Consider the following 14,737-nt stretch of genomic DNA (forward strand, 5'->3'; position numbering starts at 1 on the left):
CTCTCGATATGTAGGGGTGAACGGATGTGGGAGACGATCCGGCCGGGGACCGACGGGTACCGGTTGACGATCCGGGCGACACGAGTCTCCATGATCCAGCTCGTCGCGATCATCGTCGGCTGCATCATCGTGGGAGGAGGCGGTGCCGCGGCGGCGTTGATCGCCATCTCGCTGGAGACCGACGTCATGTTCGGCCGATCCGGTGTCGTCCTGGTCGCCGGCGGCCTGGGGATCGTCATCGTGCTCGCCCTGCTGTGGATCTTCGCCTGGCGGAGGAAGCGCTACGTCATCGAGTGGGATGACGAGGGGCTACGAATCGTCGGAGCCGGGTCGGAGCGATCGTTCCCCTGGGAGTCGATCTCTCGAGTACTGATCCGCCTCGACACCGACTACGCGCGGATCGAGGTGAGGGACACGGACGACGGGTCCATGACGCTGTTGGCCGGCTTCGGCTCGCAAGACGTCAAGCGGACCAACGCGATGGACCCGATTCCCGTCGGTGTGACAAACCTCCTGCGACGTCATCTCCTTGTCGAGCAGCGGAGCAAGCGAAACGCACTCGGCCTGCACGTCTTCGTGCGGGAGCGGCGAGCAGTCGCGTGAACCAGATCGTTCCGATCCTTAGGCGAGGAACTCCCGGGCCGCGGCCGACAGAGCGGTGACGCCGACCTCGATCGTCGGGTGGATCTCCGGTGCGAAGAACGGCGAGTGATTCGTCGGGATGTCCTCACCCAGGCGTCCCGCAGCGACGGCCTCGGCGAACCGGGCGGGGTCGATACCGCCCCAGAACCAGAACACGAGGGGTGCTCCGGCATCGCGGGCGAACCATGACACGTCCTCGCTGCCGGTGAACATCCCGGGATCGATCACGGCTGCCTCGCCCAGGGCGCGCTGCAGGGCTGCGGAGACGCGCGCGGTGGCTTCTTCGTCGTTGATGGTGGCCGGCAGCGTGTGGTCGGTGCGGATCTCGGGCTCGCGCTCGGCCCCGGAGGCTGTGGCCTCGGCCCGCACGATGCGCTCGACGCTCGCGAGCACCTTGTCGCGCGTCCCCTCGTCTGGGTAGCGCAGGCTGAGCTCGAGCTTCGCCTCGGCCGGGATGATGTTGTTCTTGAGGCCCGCGTGGATCGATCCCACGGTCACGACAGCGACCCCCTGCGGATCGATCTCCCGCGACGCGATGGTCTGCAGGCGCATCACGGTGGCCGCCGCCATCACGACGGGATCGATCGTCGCGTGCGGGCGCGAGCCGTGGCCGCCGCGGCCGTGCAGGGTGACGGTGAGTCCGTCGGAGGCGGCCATCTGCGTACCGCTGCGCACGCCGATCACGCCCGCGGGGAGCGGCGTGACGTGCTGGCCGAGCACGACATCGGGCTTCGGGTAGCGGTCGAGGATCCCGTCGTCGAGCATCGCGCGCGCCCCGGCGCCGTACTCCTCGGCGGGCTGGATCAGCACGACGAGGGTTCCCGACCAGTCGGACCGCTCGGCGACGAGCTTCTCGACCGCGCCGATCATGGCGGTGACGTGCATGTCGTGGCCGCAGGCGTGCATCACGGGAACGGTCGTCCCCGCGGGGTCGACGCCCTTCGCGGTGCTGGCGTACGACAGGCCGGTCTGCTCCTCGACGGGGAGCGCGTCCATGTCGGCGCGCACCCACACCACCGGACCTTCGCCGTTGCGGAGCACGCCGACGACGCCGGTGACGCCGACCCCCTCTTCGACCTCGAGGCCGAGGTCGCGCAGGTGCTGGGCGGCGATGCCGGCGGTGCGCGTCTCCTGGAACGAGAGCTCGGGGTGCTGGTGCAGGTCGATGTAGAGCGCTTCGAGGTCGATCGTCATGGCCCGAGCCTAGCCGGGCAGCCCCGCCTTGCCGAGACCCATGGTCGCCGCCCAGACCCACTGTCACAAGCGTCTGGCTCGATGGGTCTCGGCGCGGCGCATGGGTCTCGGCGCCGCGGGTGGCGGCGGATCAGGCGGGGGATGTGTAGGTCGTGAGCTCAGGGCCGGGGTGCAGCACGGCGTTCACGATCGCCCGGATCGCGAACTCGCTGGTCGCGCCCAGTTCGATCGCCCCGGGGTGCAGGAGCCACTGCAGCTGCAGCCCGTCCATCACGGCGAGGATCGCGGCGGAGGCCGCGGAGATCGAGTCGGGGTCGCGCACGCCCTCCTGGGCGCACAGCTCGTGGAACGCGGCCGTGACCTCGCGGCGAAGTGTCGTGTACCTCTCCTCGAAGAACGGGCGCGAGGGATGCTCGTCGGTGACCGACTCCGCCGAGAGCACCGTGTAGGCCTGCACGATGCCCGGCCGCTTCTCGTTCGTGAAGGCGGTGCCCACGAGGTGCAGGAACAGTTCCGGTCCCCCGGGGATGTGCTTCTGGGCGAGGCCGGCGACATCGTCCCTGTCTCGGTAAGCGAGCACCTCGAGTAGGAGCTTCTGCTTCGAGCCGAAGTGGTGGAGCACGCCGGCGTGCGTGATGCCGACCTGCTCGGCGACGTCCGCCAGGGTCCCGTTGGTCGAGCCCTTGTTGCCGAAGATCTCGATCGCGGCCTTGAGGATCTGCTCGCGTTTCTCGAGCGTCGCCGGGCGCACGCGCACTGTCTGGTCGCTGTCTGCCACCGCGGCCTCCTCTCCATCGTCGGACTGTGCTTGCGGTCAAACTTACTACTCGGTAACCTCACGGAAGCTTACTTTCTCGACAGTAAGCAAATCACGACGGCCGGCGGACCCCCGTTCGCCGGCGACACAGCACAAAGACCCGTGCCTAGGAGAAGCAATGAAGCTCAGAAAGTCTCTGATCGCCGTGACCGCGATCACCGCGCTCGGTGTGTCGGCCCTCGCCGGCTGCTCGGCCGGCGGTGGATCCGGCGACGGCGCCGGATCCGCATCCCTCACCATCGCGAAGCCCGACGGTGCGATCACCACCGAGTCGAACAACCCGTTCGTCGGCGACTCCGCCGCGTCGAAGTACGGCTACGCCAAGGTCGTGTTCGAGACCCTGGCCCTGGTGAACCAGACGGGAGATCGCGGTACCACGCCATGGCTCGCCGAGAGCCTCGAGTGGAACGACGACTACACGCAGCTCACGGTCGTCCCGCGCGCGGACGTCACCTGGAGCGACGGCGAGCCGTTCACGGCCGACGACATCGTTTTCTCGTTCGAGACCGCCTCGATCCCCGCCCTCGACACCGCCGGCCTCAAGTACGAGGGCGCCGAGGTCGACGGCGACAAGGTCGTGCTGAGCTTCGGCGACTCCAAGTACGTCAACCAGGCCCGCGTGCTGCACGTGCCGATCGTCCCGAAGCACATCTGGGAGAACTTCGACGACCCGGCCACCGACCCCGTCAAGGGTGACGACCTCGTCGGCACCGGCCCCTACGCGATGGCGAACTGGTCGACCGAGTCGGTCACGCTCGACGCGCGCGACGACTACTGGGGTGGCGACCTCGCCGTGCCCGAGCTGCACTACGTCTCGTACGGTGACAACACCGCCCTCACCACGGCCCTCGCGAACGGCGACGCCGACTGGGCGCAGGCGTTCATCCCGCAGATCGAAGAGCAGTTCCTCTCGGTCGACCCCGAGCACAACAAGTTCCTCGCCTCCCCGACCACCGGCTCGGCCACGCTGTTCATGAACCTGCAGCAGAAGCCGTTCGACGACCCCGCCTTCCGTCAGGCGCTCGCCTGGGTGATCGACCGCGACGCCTACGTCGACATCGCGCGCGAGGGTGCCAGCGAGCCGGTCTGGTCCGTCACGGGACTGTCGTCGATCCTCGAAGACGAGATCCAGCCGGAGTTCGAGGGAGTCGACTACAAGGTCGACGCCGAGAAGGCGCGTGACCTGCTGGAGACCGCCGGATACACCTGGAAGGACGACGCCCTGATCGACCCCGACGGCACGCCCGTCTCGTTCACGCTCTCCGTCCCGTCCGGCTGGAGCGACTGGAACACGGCGCAGGAGCTCATCGCCGAGGACGTGAAGGACAGCATCGGCGCCGAGGTCAAGATCGACATGCCCGACTGGGGCGGCTGGGCCGATCCCCGCGACAACGGCACGTTCTCTGCGATCATCCACTGGCTGGAGGACAGCGGCACGGCGTACGGCCTCTACACCTCGACCATGGATCCGCGGTGGATCTCCCCCGAGGGCAAGGCCGGCTTCAACTTCGGTCGCTTCGACGACCCGGAGGCGACCGCCGCGCTGAACACCTACGCGAACGCCTCGTCCGACGAGGAGCGCACCACCGCCATCGACACGCTGCAGACGATCTTCTCCGAGCAGGTGCTGGCCATCCCGCTGGGCGCCCACCCGCTGCTGGGTGAGTTCAACACGCGCAACTACGTCGGCTGGCCGTCGGAGGACGACACCTACGCGTCCGCCGACCCGACGCAGCCGAACATCGTGCAGATCCTCACGAAGCTGAAGCCCGCCGAGTAGGACCTCGACAGGCTCAGCCACCCACAGCCGGGACTTCGACAGGCTCAGCCACCCATCTGGGTCCCTGAGCCTGTCGAAGGGCCCGCCCCCACGAAGGACACCCCATGCCAGACCCCCTGCTCACCGTGCGCGACTTCTCCGTCGTGTACGACGTCGACCCGCCCGTCGAGGCGGTGAAGAACGTGACCCTCGAACTGCAGCGCGGCGAGATCCTGGGCCTCGCGGGGGAGAGCGGATGCGGCAAGACCACGCTCGCCTACGGGGTGCAGCGCCTGCTGCGCGCTCCGGCCGTCATCACCGGCGGCAGCGTGACCTTCCACGACGCGACGGGCATCGACATCGACATCAACGCCCTGGACGTCGACGCGATGCAGCGATTCCGCTGGGACAAGGTGTCGATGGTGTTCCAGGGCGCGATGAACGCCCTCAACCCCGTCGCGACGATCGGCTCGCAGCTGGAGGACGTGTTCGAGATCCACCGCCCCGACATGAACCGCAAGCAGCGGCGTGCCGAGGCCGAGGAACTGCTCGAGATCGTCAAGGTCGGCCGTCAGCGTGTGCGCTCCTTCCCGCACGAGCTCTCCGGCGGCATGCGCCAGCGCGTCATGATCGCCATGGCCCTGGTGCTCCGTCCGCAGCTGATGGTCATGGACGAGCCGACGACCGCGCTCGACGTGCTGGTGCAGCGGGAGATCCTCAAGCAGATCTCTCAGCTGCGGCACGAGTTCGGCTTCTCGGTGATCTTCATCACCCACGACCTTCCGCTTCTGCTGGAGATCAGCGACCGGATCGCGATCATGCGCGAAGGAGAGATCATCGAGCTCGATACGGCAGAGCGCATCTGGACGCAGCCGGAGCACGAATACACGAAGACCCTGCTGTCGTCGTTCCCCCGGCTCACCGGGGAGAGAGGGGTGCTGGTGCGATGACCACCCTCGAGTTCCGCAATGTCACGAAGGCGTACAACGTCCGAGGCGCCGGGCAGATCAAAGCCCTCGACGACGTGAGCTTCACCCTGACGTCCGGCCAGACGATCGGCCTGGTCGGCCAGTCCGGCAGCGGCAAGTCCACGATCGCGAAGATCCTCACCCAGCTCGAGACCCCGACCAGCGGCGAGGTGCTGCTCGACGGCAAGCCCATCCCGCGCCGCGGCAGGGGCCTGCGGAAGTACCGCCAGCAGTTGCGCATGGTGTTCCAGGACCCGTTCGCCTCGCTCAACCCGTACCACTCGATCCGCTACCACCTGGAGCGTCCGATCCGCCTCGACGACGTGGTGCCGAAGAAGGAGACCGAGAACGAGGTGCGTCGGCTCCTCGACCGGGTGCGCCTCGATGCGGACGCGGTGATCGACCGCCGCCCCCACGAGCTGTCGGGCGGCCAACGGCAACGCGTTGCCATCGCCCGTGCCCTGGCCTCGCGTCCCTCGCTCCTCGTCGCCGATGAGCCGGTGTCGATGCTCGACGTCTCCATCCGGCTCGGCGTGCTGAACCTGCTCGCCGATCTGCAGCGCGAAGAGGGACTCGGTGTGCTCTACATCACGCACGACCTGGCGACCGCCCGGCACTTCAGCGACGAGATCATGGTCCTCAACCAGGGGCGCGTGGTCGAGTACGGAACCGCCGACGATGTGATCCTCAACCCGCAGGATCCGTACACCCGCGAGCTGCGCGCGGCCTCTCCCGATCCGGAGAAGCACTTCGCTGCAGCGGCATCGAACGGAGGCGCGCTGTGAGCTCCGCTCTCCCCCAGCTCGACGACAACGACCTCGTCGCCCGCGATGCCCTCGAGGTCGGCACCACGGCGACCACGGCAGAGCGCACCAGGCGGCCGGTGCCGTGGCGCTTCTTCGCCGGTCGCGCGGCGTTCTACCTGTTCACACTGTGGGCGGCGATCACGATCAACTTCTTCCTGCCCCGCCTCATGAAGGGCGACGCGGTCAGCTCGTACCTCGCGCGCAACCGCAACGTGAGCCCCGAGGCGGCAGACGCGCTGCGCGTGCTGCTCGGCATCGACACCGACAAGTCCATCTGGCAGCAGTACCTCGAGTACTGGGGGATGCTGCTGCGCGGCGACCTCGGCATCTCGACCCTGCACGGCCTGCGGCCGGTCGCCGAGGTGCTCGCCGCCGCCCTGCCCTGGACGCTCGGGCTGGTCGGCATCGCGACCATCATCTCCTTCGCGATCGGCACGCTGCTCGGAGCCGTCGTCGGATGGAAGCGGGGCAGCAGGCTCGACGCGATCATCCCGGTGACCACGTTCTTCAACACGATCCCGTACTTCTGGCTCGGACTCATCGCGATCGCGATCTTCTCCTCGACCCTGAAGTGGTTCCCGTCATCGCATGCCTACGACAAGGGGCAGTCGCCGGAATGGAGTCTCGACTTCATCGGCCAGGTGATCATGCACGGCACGCTTCCGGCGCTGACCATCGTGGTCGCCTCGCTCGGCGGATGGGTGCTCGGCATGCGCAACATGATGCTGACGGTGCTCGACGACGACTACATCACGGTCGCGCAGGCGAAGGGCATGCCCAACAAGCGGGTGCTCTGGGGCTATGCCGCTCGCAACGCGGTGCTGCCGCAGATCCAGAGCTTCGCGCTGTCGATCGGCTTCATCGTGGGCGGCACGATCGTGATGGAGATGGTGTTCAGCTATCCGGGTGTCGGCAAGCTGCTGCTCGACGCGACCAACGCCAAGGACTTCGCCCTCATGCAGGGCGTGTTCCTCGTGATCACGCTGTCTGTGCTCGTGGCCAACATCCTCGCCGATGTCGTCTACGCCTACCTCGACCCGCGCACGCGCCAGATGGAGTCCTGACATGACCGTTCCCACCACTGCAGCGACCACAGCGCCCGACGGATCGGCCGTCGTCTCCGGCATGCCCGAGACCGCTACGCTGCGCACCCCGTCGACGGGAGCGCCGCCGCGCAAGACGTTCTGGTCGCAGCTCGCGCAGGCGTTCGCGATGTTCCGCAACCCCAAGTCGATCGCCGGGCTCATCATCCTCGGGGTGTTCGTGCTCATCGCGATCCTCGCTCCGTGGATCGCCCCGTACGGGCCGACCCAGAAGGACCGCACGGCGCTGCGTCAGCCGCCCTCCTGGGAGCACTGGCTGGGCACGACGCACATGGGCGAAGACGTGCTGAGCCAGATCATCTACGGCACCCGCGGTGTGATCGTCGTCGGATTCCTCGCGGCCTTCATCGCCACGATCATCGCGATCACGATCGGTGTGATCGCCGGCTACGTGCGCGGCTGGAAGAGCGAGTCGTTGTCGGCGCTGACCAACGTGTTCCTGGTGATCCCCGGCATCCCGTTGATCATCATCATCGCCTCGCAGTTCGAGAACCCGCCGCTGATCGTGATCGCCGCGGTGCTGGGGATAACCGGGTGGGCGTGGGGCGCCCGCGTGCTGCGCGCGCAGACCATGTCGCTGCGCAACCGCGACTTCATCCAGGCCGCGCGCGCGAACGGCGAGCCGCTGCGCCGCATCATCACGGTCGAGATGCTCCCGAACCTCATGGCGCTTATCGCCTCGAGCTTCGTCGGGACCGTGACGGCGGCCATCCTCGGTCTCACGACGCTGGCCTTCATCGGGGTGATCCCGGTGAGCAACCTCAACTGGGGGACCATCCTGTTCTGGGCGCAGCAGAACGGTGCGTTCCCGCGACTGTGGTGGTGGTACGTGCCGGCCGGGCTCTGCATCGCGATCATCGGCGTCGCGCTCTCGCTCATCAACTTCGGCATCGACGAGTACGTCAACCCGCGACTGCGCTCGGCGGGCGAGCGGGCCAGGGCGATGAAGAAGAAGGGGCTGAACGTGAACGACGCCGTCACCGCCGTCCGCAGCGTGCCCCTGCCGAAGAAGGCTCCCGATCCCGTAACGTCGGCGACCTCGCCCGACCCCTCCGGGCCCGGCGACGCCGCGACGAGCCCGACACCGAACACCAACCAGAACACGAAGTGATGACCTCTCAGACTCTGACCACGCAGCTCCCGTACCAGGACCCCGCTCTCCCGATCCCCGAGCGCGTGGCCGACCTCCTCAGCCGCATGACGCTGGAGGAGAAGGTCGGGCAGATGCTTCAGCTCGACGCTCGCGACGACATCGACGACCACATCGCGCGGCGCCATGCGGGCTCGATCCTGCACACCTCGCCCGAGCGCATCCTGCGAGCGAACGAGCTCACGGCGCAGACCCGGCTCCGCATCCCGCTCCTGGTGGGGGAGGACTGCATCCACGGGCACTCGTTCTGGCCGGGGGCGACGATCTACCCGACGCAGCTCGGCATGGCCGCGTCGTGGGACTCCGCGCTCGTCGAACGCGTCGCCCGTGCGACGGCCGAGGAGGTCGCGGTCACCGGCATCCACTGGACGTTCTCGCCCGTGCTGTGCATCGCCCGCGATCTGCGCTGGGGTCGCATCGACGAGACCTTCGGTGAAGACCCGTTCCTGATCGGCGAACTGGCTTCGGCCATGGTGCGCGGCTATCAGGGTGACGGACTCGACGACCCCACGGCCATCCTCGCGACCGCCAAGCACTTCGCCGGGTACTCCGAGACCCAGGGCGGGCGCGACGCGAGCGAGGCCGACATCTCCCGCCGCAAGCTGCGCTCGTGGTTCCTGCCGCCGTTCGAGCGCGTCGCCCGCGAGGGCTGCCGCACGTTCATGCTCGGCTACCAGACCACCGACGGCGTGCCGATCACCACCAATGACTGGCTGCTCAGCGACGTGCTGCGCGGCGAGTGGGGCTACACCGGCACGCTCATCACCGACTGGGACAACGTCGGTCGCATGGTGTGGGAGCAGCGGATCCAGCCCGACATCACGCACGCGGCCGCGGCTGCCGTGCGGGCTGGGAACGACATGATCATGACCACGCCCGGCTTCTTCGAGGGAGCGCTGGACGCCGTGGCGAAGGGGATGCTCGCCGAGGACGCCTTCGACGCCGCCGCCGCCCGCATCCTGACGCTTAAGTTCGAGCTGGGGCTCTTCGAGAACCCGCGCCTTCCTAGCACCGCGCTCGACACCGTGGTGGGCAGCGTGGAGCACGCGGAGCTGAACCTCGAGGTCGCCCGCCGCTCGCTCGTGCTGCTCGAGAACGACGGCGTGCTGCCGCTAGACCCCACGTCCGCGCTGAAGGTCGCGGTCACCGGCCCTCTCGCCGACGACGCGCAGACGCAGCTCGGCGACTGGGCCGGCGGCTCAGGTCAGGCGGGATGGCTCGACGGTCAGCCTCGCGAGATGATCACGACCGTGCTCGACGGCCTGCAGACGATCGACGGCTGGAGCGTCACCCACGCCCGCGGTGCCGACATCCTCACGCTCGAGGAAGACCCGCAGGGTCCGTTCTTCCCCGACAAGCAGCCGCGTCCGCCGGTGGTGAGGGCCTGCGAGCCCGACGCCGCTCTGATCGCGGAGGCCGTCGCCGCGGCCTCCGACTCCGATGTCGTGGTGGCGGTCGTCGGCGACCGGATCGAACTGGTCGGCGAAGGGCGCTCCACCGCGACGCTCGAGCTCATCGGCGGGCAGAACGCCCTGATCGATGCGCTCATCGCGACCGGGAAGCCCGTCGTGATCGTGCTGCTCGCGTCGAAGCCCCTCGTGCTCCCGGCATCCGCGTCGAAGGCTGCTGCCGTCATCTGGGCGGCGAACCCCGGTATGCAAGGCGGGCGTGCACTGGCCGACATCATCTCGGGAGCTGCCGAACCGTCAGGGCGCCTGCCGATCTCGTTCGCGCGCCACGTGGGTCAGCAGCCGACGTACTACAACCAGATCCGCGGCCAGCACGGCGATCGCTACGCCGATCTCACGCGGTCGCCCGCCTGGGCGTTCGGCGAGGGCTTGTCGTACACGACCGTGGAGTACTCCGACCTCGTGCTGGAGGAGACCTCGCTGGCGGAGTCCGGCACGATCGTCGGGCACGTCACGGTGTCGAACACGGGGGAACGGCCTGCACGCGAGACGGTGCAGGTCTACGTGCGCGACTCGGTGACGAGCGTGAGCTGGACCGACAAGGAGCTCAAGACCTTCCGTCAGGTCGACGTCGCCCCGGGGGAGTCCGTACGGGTGCGCCTGGAGCTGCCGGTGTCCGACTGCACGATCGTCGACGCCGCGGGCACGCGTCTGGTCGAGGCCGGCACGTTCGAGCTGCTGGTGGGCCCGAGCTCCCGCGACGAGGTGCTCCTCTCCGCGGACTTCGAGGTGCGCTGAGCCGCTCCCTGTCGAGACCCACTCTCCTCGCCCAGACCCACTCCCGCCGGCGCATGCGGCGATGGGTCTCGGCGGCGGGAGTGGGTCTCGCGGCGTTCGCAGGCGAGTGGGTCAGTCCTGCAGGCGGTGGGGGCCGGCGCCCTGCGTGCCAAGCGCGTCGTCAGGGTTGAGCAGGCCGCAGGCCTTCATCGACAGGCAGCCGCAGCCGATGCATCCGGTGAGTTCGCGTTCGAGCCGTTCGATGCCTTCGCGGCGTTTCTCCAGCTCGCGCTTCCAGCGTCGGGAGGCCCGCTGCCAGTCCTCGTGGCTCGGGGTCTCGGTCAGTGGCACGTCGGCGAAGGCCGTCTGCACGTCGGAGAGCGGGATGCCGAGGCGCTTCGCGACCGTGATGAGCGAGACGCGGCGCAGCATGTGCCGTGCATAGCGGCGCTGGTTGCCCGGCGTGCGGGTCGACGCGATGAGGCCGAGGCCCTCGTAGAAGTGCAGCGCGGAAGCGGCGACCCCCGTGCGTCGGGTCATCTCGCCGATCGTGAGCGGTTCGTCGGGTGCATGCGGACTCATCCGGCCGCCTTTCCTTCGATTTGACCTCAAGTGTACTTGAGGTTTTACGGTAGTCATGTGGCCCGGCAAGGGCTGATCGACCCGAACGAGGACAGCGTGACCCGAACGAAGACCCTGCGATGACCTATGTGATCGCCCTGCCGTGCGTCGATGTGAAGGACAAGGCCTGCATCGACGAGTGCCCTGTCGACTGCATCTACGAGGGCGAACGCTCGCTCTACATCCACCCCGACGAGTGTGTGGACTGCGGCGCCTGCGAGCCGGTGTGCCCGGTCGAGGCCATCTTCTACGAAGACGATCTGCCCGATGAGTGGCAGGACTATTACAAGGCCAACGTCGAGTTCTTCGACGAGATCGGGTCTCCCGGCGGTGCCGCGAAGACGGGCACGCTGACGTTCGATCACCCGATCATCGCCGCGCTCGCGCCCCAGGGGGAGCACGCATGACCGCCGCCGGATCACCCCCCGTGGAGCCGCGCATCGCCATCGTGGGGGCGGGCCCTGCAGGCATCTACGCCGCCGACATCCTGCTCGACCGTGTCCCCACCGCAGCGATCGACCTGTTCGAGAAGCTCCCGGCGCCGTACGGTCTCGTCCGCTACGGCGTCGCGCCCGACCATCCCCGCATCCGGAAGATCACCGACGCCCTGCACGAGGTGCTCGTGAACCCACGCATCCGGTTGCGGTGCAACGTCGAGATCGGCCGTGACGTCGAGATCGACGAGCTGCGTGCCGCATACGACGGAGTGATCGTGGCGACGGGTGCCGACCTCGACGTCGCTCTCGACATCCCCGGCATAGATCTCCCCGGCTCGTTTGGCGCCGCCGACTTCGTGGCCTGGTACGACGGGCACCCCGATGCACCGCGCACCTGGCCGCTCGCCGCCGAGTCGGTCGCCGTGCTCGGGGCCGGCAACGTGGCGCTGGATGTCACGAGGATCCTGGCCAAGCACGCCTCGGCGCTGACCCACACCGACACCCCTGATGCCGTGCTCGACCAGCTCGTGGCCAGCCCGTTGCGCGATGTGCACCTCTTCGCTCGGCGAGGACCGGCCGACGTGCGCTTCTCGGCCATGGAGTTGCGCGAGCTCGCCGAGCAGGACGACGTCGATGTGATCGTCGACCCCGAAGAACTCGCTCTCGACGAGCACGCCGAGCGGATGATCGCGCAGTTCTCGCAGCGGCGCATCGTCGTGCGCACCATGACCGAATGGGCCGCCGTCGACCCCGCGACGCGCACGGCCTCGCGCCGCATACACCTGCACCTGCGGCAACGCCCGGTGCGGCTGCTGGGGACCGACTCCGTGACCGGCATCGAGATGGAGCGCACCGCGTCAGACGAGCTCGGTCGCATGGTCGGCACCGGCGAGTTGCTGCGCTACGACGTCGGAGCGGTCTACCGTGCCGTGGGATATCGATCGACGCCCGTGCCTGGGATGCCGTTCGACACTACGCTCGGAGTCGTGCCGCACATCGAAGGTCGAGTCGTCGACGCGGAGGGCGTCCCGATCCCCCGGCTGTATGCCACGGGCTGGATCAAGCGCGGGCCGGTCGGACTCATCGGCTCGACCAAGTCGGACGCCGCGCAGACCATCGGCCACGTCGTCGACGACCTCGGATCGGTCGAGCTGGAAGCGCGTGACGATGATCCGATCGCCCACCTGTCGCACGCGGTCGACCTCGATGGCTGGCTGCGGATCGATGCCGCGGAGCGTGGGGCGGGAGCAGCCCGTGGCCGTGAGCGGACGAAGATCGTCGAGCGCGAGGAGATGCTGACGCATGCGAAGCAGGAACAGATGATGGAGGCCGGTCGATGACCGCGACACCCGTGCCCACCCCGATCGGCGAAGGGCTCAAGGCCGCGTTCCGCACGCATCCCGCCGGCGTCGCGATCATCACCGCGAGCACCCCGGACGGGCCGGTCGGCCTCACGGCGTCGAGCGTCGCCTCGGTGGCGGTCGACCCCGCGGCGATCGTGTTCTCCGTGACCAGGGCGACGGGGTCCGCGGGAGCGATCCTCGGAGCGGACACCTTCGTGGTGCATCTGATCGACGACGAGCACTCCGACCTCGCGCAGAGCTTCGCGGTCAGCGGCTCCGAGCGCTTCACCCCCGAGCAGGGGTGGGCGACGCTGCCGACCGGAGAACCGCACCTCCCCGAGGCCAGGGCGGCGCTGCGGTGTCGCACCATCGAGACCGTCGCAGTGGGGTCGTCGACCGTGGTCATCGCCGAGGTCATCGAGGTGCTGCCCGGTCCGTCCGGGCGTCCTCTGGTCTACCTCGACCGCCGATTCCACTCGCTCCCGCACGACCCCGAGCACTGATCCGCACCCACCGATAGCACCATCGAAAGGAAGCACAATGTCCACTCTCTACACGCTCCCCGAGCTCCCGTACGACTACTCCGCGCTCGAGCCGCACATCTCCGGCAAGATCATGGAGCTGCACCACTCCAAGCACCACCAGGCGTACGTGACCGGCGCGAACACCGCGCTCGAGCAGCTCGCCACCGCACGCAGCGCCGGCGACCTCGCGAACGTCAACAAGCTCGAGAAGGACCTCGCGTTCAACCTCGGCGGCCACATCAACCACTCCGTCTTCTGGCAGAACCTCTCGCCCGAGGGCGGCGGCGCTCCGGAGGGCGAGCTCGAGGCCGCGCTCGTCGACGCATTCGGATCGATCGATGCGTTCCGGGCGCACTTCACCGCGACCGCGCTCGGTGTACAGGGATCGGGCTGGGCCGTGCTCGCCTGGGACAGCGTGGGCGCCCGCCCCGTGATCTTCCAGCTCTTCGACCAGCAGGGGAACGCACCGCTCGGCGTGACGCCGCTGCTGCAGCTCGACGTCTGGGAGCACGCCTACTACCTCGACTACCTCAACGTGCGCGCCGACTACGTCAAGGCGTTCTGGAACCTCGTGAACTGGCCCGATGTGCAGCGTCGCTTCGAGGCTGCACGCACCGCGACGAAGGGACTCATCGTCGCGAGCTGACCGCTTCGCGTCAGGCGAGGGAGAGGAAGAGCTTCTCCAGTTCGGCCATCGACACCCCTGCGGTGTCGGTGGCCGCTTCCGTTCCTGAGCTCTCCGATGCGGCAGTGCCGCCCGATGCGGCCTCGTCGTCGGTCAGGCAGTCCTTCATGGCGGAGGCGATGATCTGGAACCCGGCCTTGTCGAGGGCCGAGGTGACGGCGGCGAGCTGGGTGACGACCGTCCGGCACTCGTCCCCCCTCTCCACGGCGGCGATCACTGCGCCGAGTTGCCCCTGGGCGCGCTTGAGGCGGTTGGCGATCTTTCGTTGGGTCTCGGCGTCTGCGGATGACATATCGCTCCCTGAATGGCGGCTGTGCGAACCACTATACCCCCTGGGGTATAGTTTCCTCGAATACCCACCGGGGTATCAGTGAGGAGCAAGAAGATGTGCCGAGCAGTTCGTTGCAAGACCTGCGGCAAGACCACCTGGGCGGGCTGCGGACAGCACGTCGACTCTGTACGTCGGACAGTGCCGGCGGCGCAATGGTGCACGGGGCACGCC

The 14,737-nt window shown here is 68.2% G+C and carries 15 protein-coding genes; 11 read left to right on the forward strand and 4 right to left on the reverse strand.

The window, feature by feature from the left end; all coding sequences use genetic code 11:
• The first annotated feature begins 24 nt into the window (after window positions 1-24).
• Window positions 25-603: a hypothetical protein gene (locus FFS56_RS06320; RefSeq protein WP_127011674.1), complete on the forward strand. Its 579-nt coding sequence runs from the start codon at window positions 25-27 to the stop codon at window positions 601-603.
• Window positions 604-621: 18 nt separating this feature from the next.
• Here FFS56_RS06320 and FFS56_RS06325 read toward each other — a convergent pair whose 3' ends face one another.
• Together FFS56_RS06325 and FFS56_RS06330 are read right to left on the reverse strand one after the other, a co-directional pair.
• Complete coding sequence (locus FFS56_RS06325) at window positions 622-1,836, reverse strand: amidohydrolase (protein ID WP_046746798.1); 1,215 nt, start codon at window positions 1,834-1,836, stop codon at window positions 622-624.
• 130 nt (window positions 1,837-1,966) lie between these two features.
• Window positions 1,967-2,614, reverse strand: coding sequence for a TetR/AcrR family transcriptional regulator (locus FFS56_RS06330; protein WP_127011675.1), 648 nt, complete (start codon window positions 2,612-2,614; stop codon window positions 1,967-1,969).
• A 157-nt stretch (window positions 2,615-2,771) separates the two neighbouring features.
• On the opposite strand from FFS56_RS06330, the gene FFS56_RS06335 reads away from it, so the two are divergent.
• The 6 genes from FFS56_RS06335 to FFS56_RS06360 all read left to right on the forward strand — a co-directional run bounded on the left by FFS56_RS06335 (window position 2,772) and on the right by FFS56_RS06360 (window position 10,646).
• Complete coding sequence (locus FFS56_RS06335) at window positions 2,772-4,433, forward strand: ABC transporter substrate-binding protein (protein WP_127011676.1); 1,662 nt, start codon at window positions 2,772-2,774, stop codon at window positions 4,431-4,433.
• 104 nt (window positions 4,434-4,537) lie between these two features.
• Window positions 4,538-5,362 carry an ABC transporter ATP-binding protein gene (locus FFS56_RS06340; RefSeq protein WP_127011677.1) on the forward strand — a complete coding sequence of 275 codons (825 nt, stop codon included), beginning with the start codon at window positions 4,538-4,540 and terminating at the stop codon, window positions 5,360-5,362.
• On the forward strand, window positions 5,359-6,165 hold the full coding sequence (locus FFS56_RS06345) for an ATP-binding cassette domain-containing protein (protein WP_046746802.1): 807 nt from the start codon (window positions 5,359-5,361) through the stop codon (window positions 6,163-6,165). The genes FFS56_RS06340 and FFS56_RS06345 overlap by 4 nt, the downstream gene beginning before the upstream one ends.
• A complete protein-coding gene (locus FFS56_RS06350) occupies window positions 6,162-7,250 on the forward strand; it encodes an ABC transporter permease (RefSeq protein ID WP_046746803.1) in 1,089 nt (362 codons plus the stop codon). The genes FFS56_RS06345 and FFS56_RS06350 overlap by 4 nt, the downstream gene beginning before the upstream one ends.
• Before the next feature lies 1 nt (window position 7,251).
• A complete protein-coding gene (locus FFS56_RS06355; protein ID WP_127011679.1) occupies window positions 7,252-8,400 on the forward strand; it encodes an ABC transporter permease in 1,149 nt (382 codons plus the stop codon).
• Window positions 8,400-10,646, forward strand: coding sequence for a glycoside hydrolase family 3 N-terminal domain-containing protein (locus tag FFS56_RS06360; RefSeq protein WP_127011680.1), 2,247 nt, complete (start codon window positions 8,400-8,402; stop codon window positions 10,644-10,646). Before FFS56_RS06355 ends, FFS56_RS06360 begins: the two co-directional genes overlap by 1 nt.
• A 111-nt stretch (window positions 10,647-10,757) precedes the next feature.
• Here the strand turns inward: FFS56_RS06360 and soxR are convergent, their stop codons facing one another.
• The gene (gene soxR / locus FFS56_RS06365; protein ID WP_082108542.1) at window positions 10,758-11,207 is read right to left on the reverse strand and encodes a redox-sensitive transcriptional activator SoxR; all 450 of its coding nucleotides are present in this window, start codon (window positions 11,205-11,207) and stop codon (window positions 10,758-10,760) included.
• Between the two features lie 119 nt (window positions 11,208-11,326).
• On the opposite strand from soxR, the gene fdxA reads away from it, so the two are divergent.
• From fdxA to FFS56_RS06385, 4 genes are read left to right on the forward strand one after another with little or no spacing between them, the layout of a single operon-like run.
• Window positions 11,327-11,653, forward strand: a complete 327-nt coding sequence (fdxA, locus tag FFS56_RS06370) for a ferredoxin (RefSeq protein ID WP_046746806.1) — start codon at window positions 11,327-11,329, stop codon at window positions 11,651-11,653.
• Window positions 11,650-13,023, forward strand: a complete 1,374-nt coding sequence (locus tag FFS56_RS06375; RefSeq protein ID WP_127011681.1) for an FAD-dependent oxidoreductase — start codon at window positions 11,650-11,652, stop codon at window positions 13,021-13,023. Before fdxA ends, FFS56_RS06375 begins: the two co-directional genes overlap by 4 nt.
• On the forward strand, window positions 13,020-13,529 hold the full coding sequence (locus tag FFS56_RS06380; RefSeq protein WP_046746807.1) for a flavin reductase family protein: 510 nt from the start codon (window positions 13,020-13,022) through the stop codon (window positions 13,527-13,529). The genes FFS56_RS06375 and FFS56_RS06380 overlap by 4 nt, the downstream gene beginning before the upstream one ends.
• 37 nt (window positions 13,530-13,566) lie before the next feature.
• The gene (locus tag FFS56_RS06385) at window positions 13,567-14,196 is read left to right on the forward strand and encodes a superoxide dismutase (protein ID WP_046746808.1); all 630 of its coding nucleotides are present in this window, start codon (window positions 13,567-13,569) and stop codon (window positions 14,194-14,196) included.
• A gap of 10 nt (window positions 14,197-14,206) precedes the next feature.
• Here FFS56_RS06385 and FFS56_RS06390 read toward each other — a convergent pair whose 3' ends face one another.
• The gene (locus tag FFS56_RS06390) at window positions 14,207-14,527 is read right to left on the reverse strand and encodes a metal-sensitive transcriptional regulator (RefSeq protein WP_046746809.1); all 321 of its coding nucleotides are present in this window, start codon (window positions 14,525-14,527) and stop codon (window positions 14,207-14,209) included.
• Between the last annotated feature and the right edge of the window lie 210 nt (window positions 14,528-14,737).

Origin of the sequence: Microbacterium sp. Beta, from assembly GCF_005502545.1 — a bacterium.
GTDB lineage: Bacteria > Actinomycetota > Actinomycetes > Actinomycetales > Microbacteriaceae > Microbacterium > Microbacterium oxydans.

Bases quoted from the DNA above. Each gene is read 5' to 3' on its own strand.
- FFS56_RS06320 (WP_127011674.1), top strand. From the start codon at position 25: ATGTGGGAGACGATCCGGCCGGGGACCGACGGGTACCGGTTGACGATC.
- FFS56_RS06325 (WP_046746798.1), bottom strand. From the start codon at position 1,836: ATGACGATCGACCTCGAAGCGCTCTACATCGACCTGCACCAGCACCCC.
- FFS56_RS06335 (WP_127011676.1), top strand. From the start codon at position 2,772: ATGAAGCTCAGAAAGTCTCTGATCGCCGTGACCGCGATCACCGCGCTC.
- FFS56_RS06340 (WP_127011677.1), top strand. From the start codon at position 4,538: ATGCCAGACCCCCTGCTCACCGTGCGCGACTTCTCCGTCGTGTACGAC.
- FFS56_RS06345 (WP_046746802.1), top strand. From the start codon at position 5,359: ATGACCACCCTCGAGTTCCGCAATGTCACGAAGGCGTACAACGTCCGA.
- FFS56_RS06355 (WP_127011679.1), top strand. From the start codon at position 7,252: ATGACCGTTCCCACCACTGCAGCGACCACAGCGCCCGACGGATCGGCC.
- FFS56_RS06360 (WP_127011680.1), top strand. From the start codon at position 8,400: ATGACCTCTCAGACTCTGACCACGCAGCTCCCGTACCAGGACCCCGCT.
- soxR (WP_082108542.1), bottom strand. From the start codon at position 11,207: ATGAGTCCGCATGCACCCGACGAACCGCTCACGATCGGCGAGATGACC.
- fdxA (WP_046746806.1), top strand. From the start codon at position 11,327: ATGACCTATGTGATCGCCCTGCCGTGCGTCGATGTGAAGGACAAGGCC.
- FFS56_RS06375 (WP_127011681.1), top strand. From the start codon at position 11,650: ATGACCGCCGCCGGATCACCCCCCGTGGAGCCGCGCATCGCCATCGTG.
- FFS56_RS06380 (WP_046746807.1), top strand. From the start codon at position 13,020: ATGACCGCGACACCCGTGCCCACCCCGATCGGCGAAGGGCTCAAGGCC.
- FFS56_RS06385 (WP_046746808.1), top strand. From the start codon at position 13,567: ATGTCCACTCTCTACACGCTCCCCGAGCTCCCGTACGACTACTCCGCG.
- FFS56_RS06390 (WP_046746809.1), bottom strand. From the start codon at position 14,527: ATGTCATCCGCAGACGCCGAGACCCAACGAAAGATCGCCAACCGCCTC.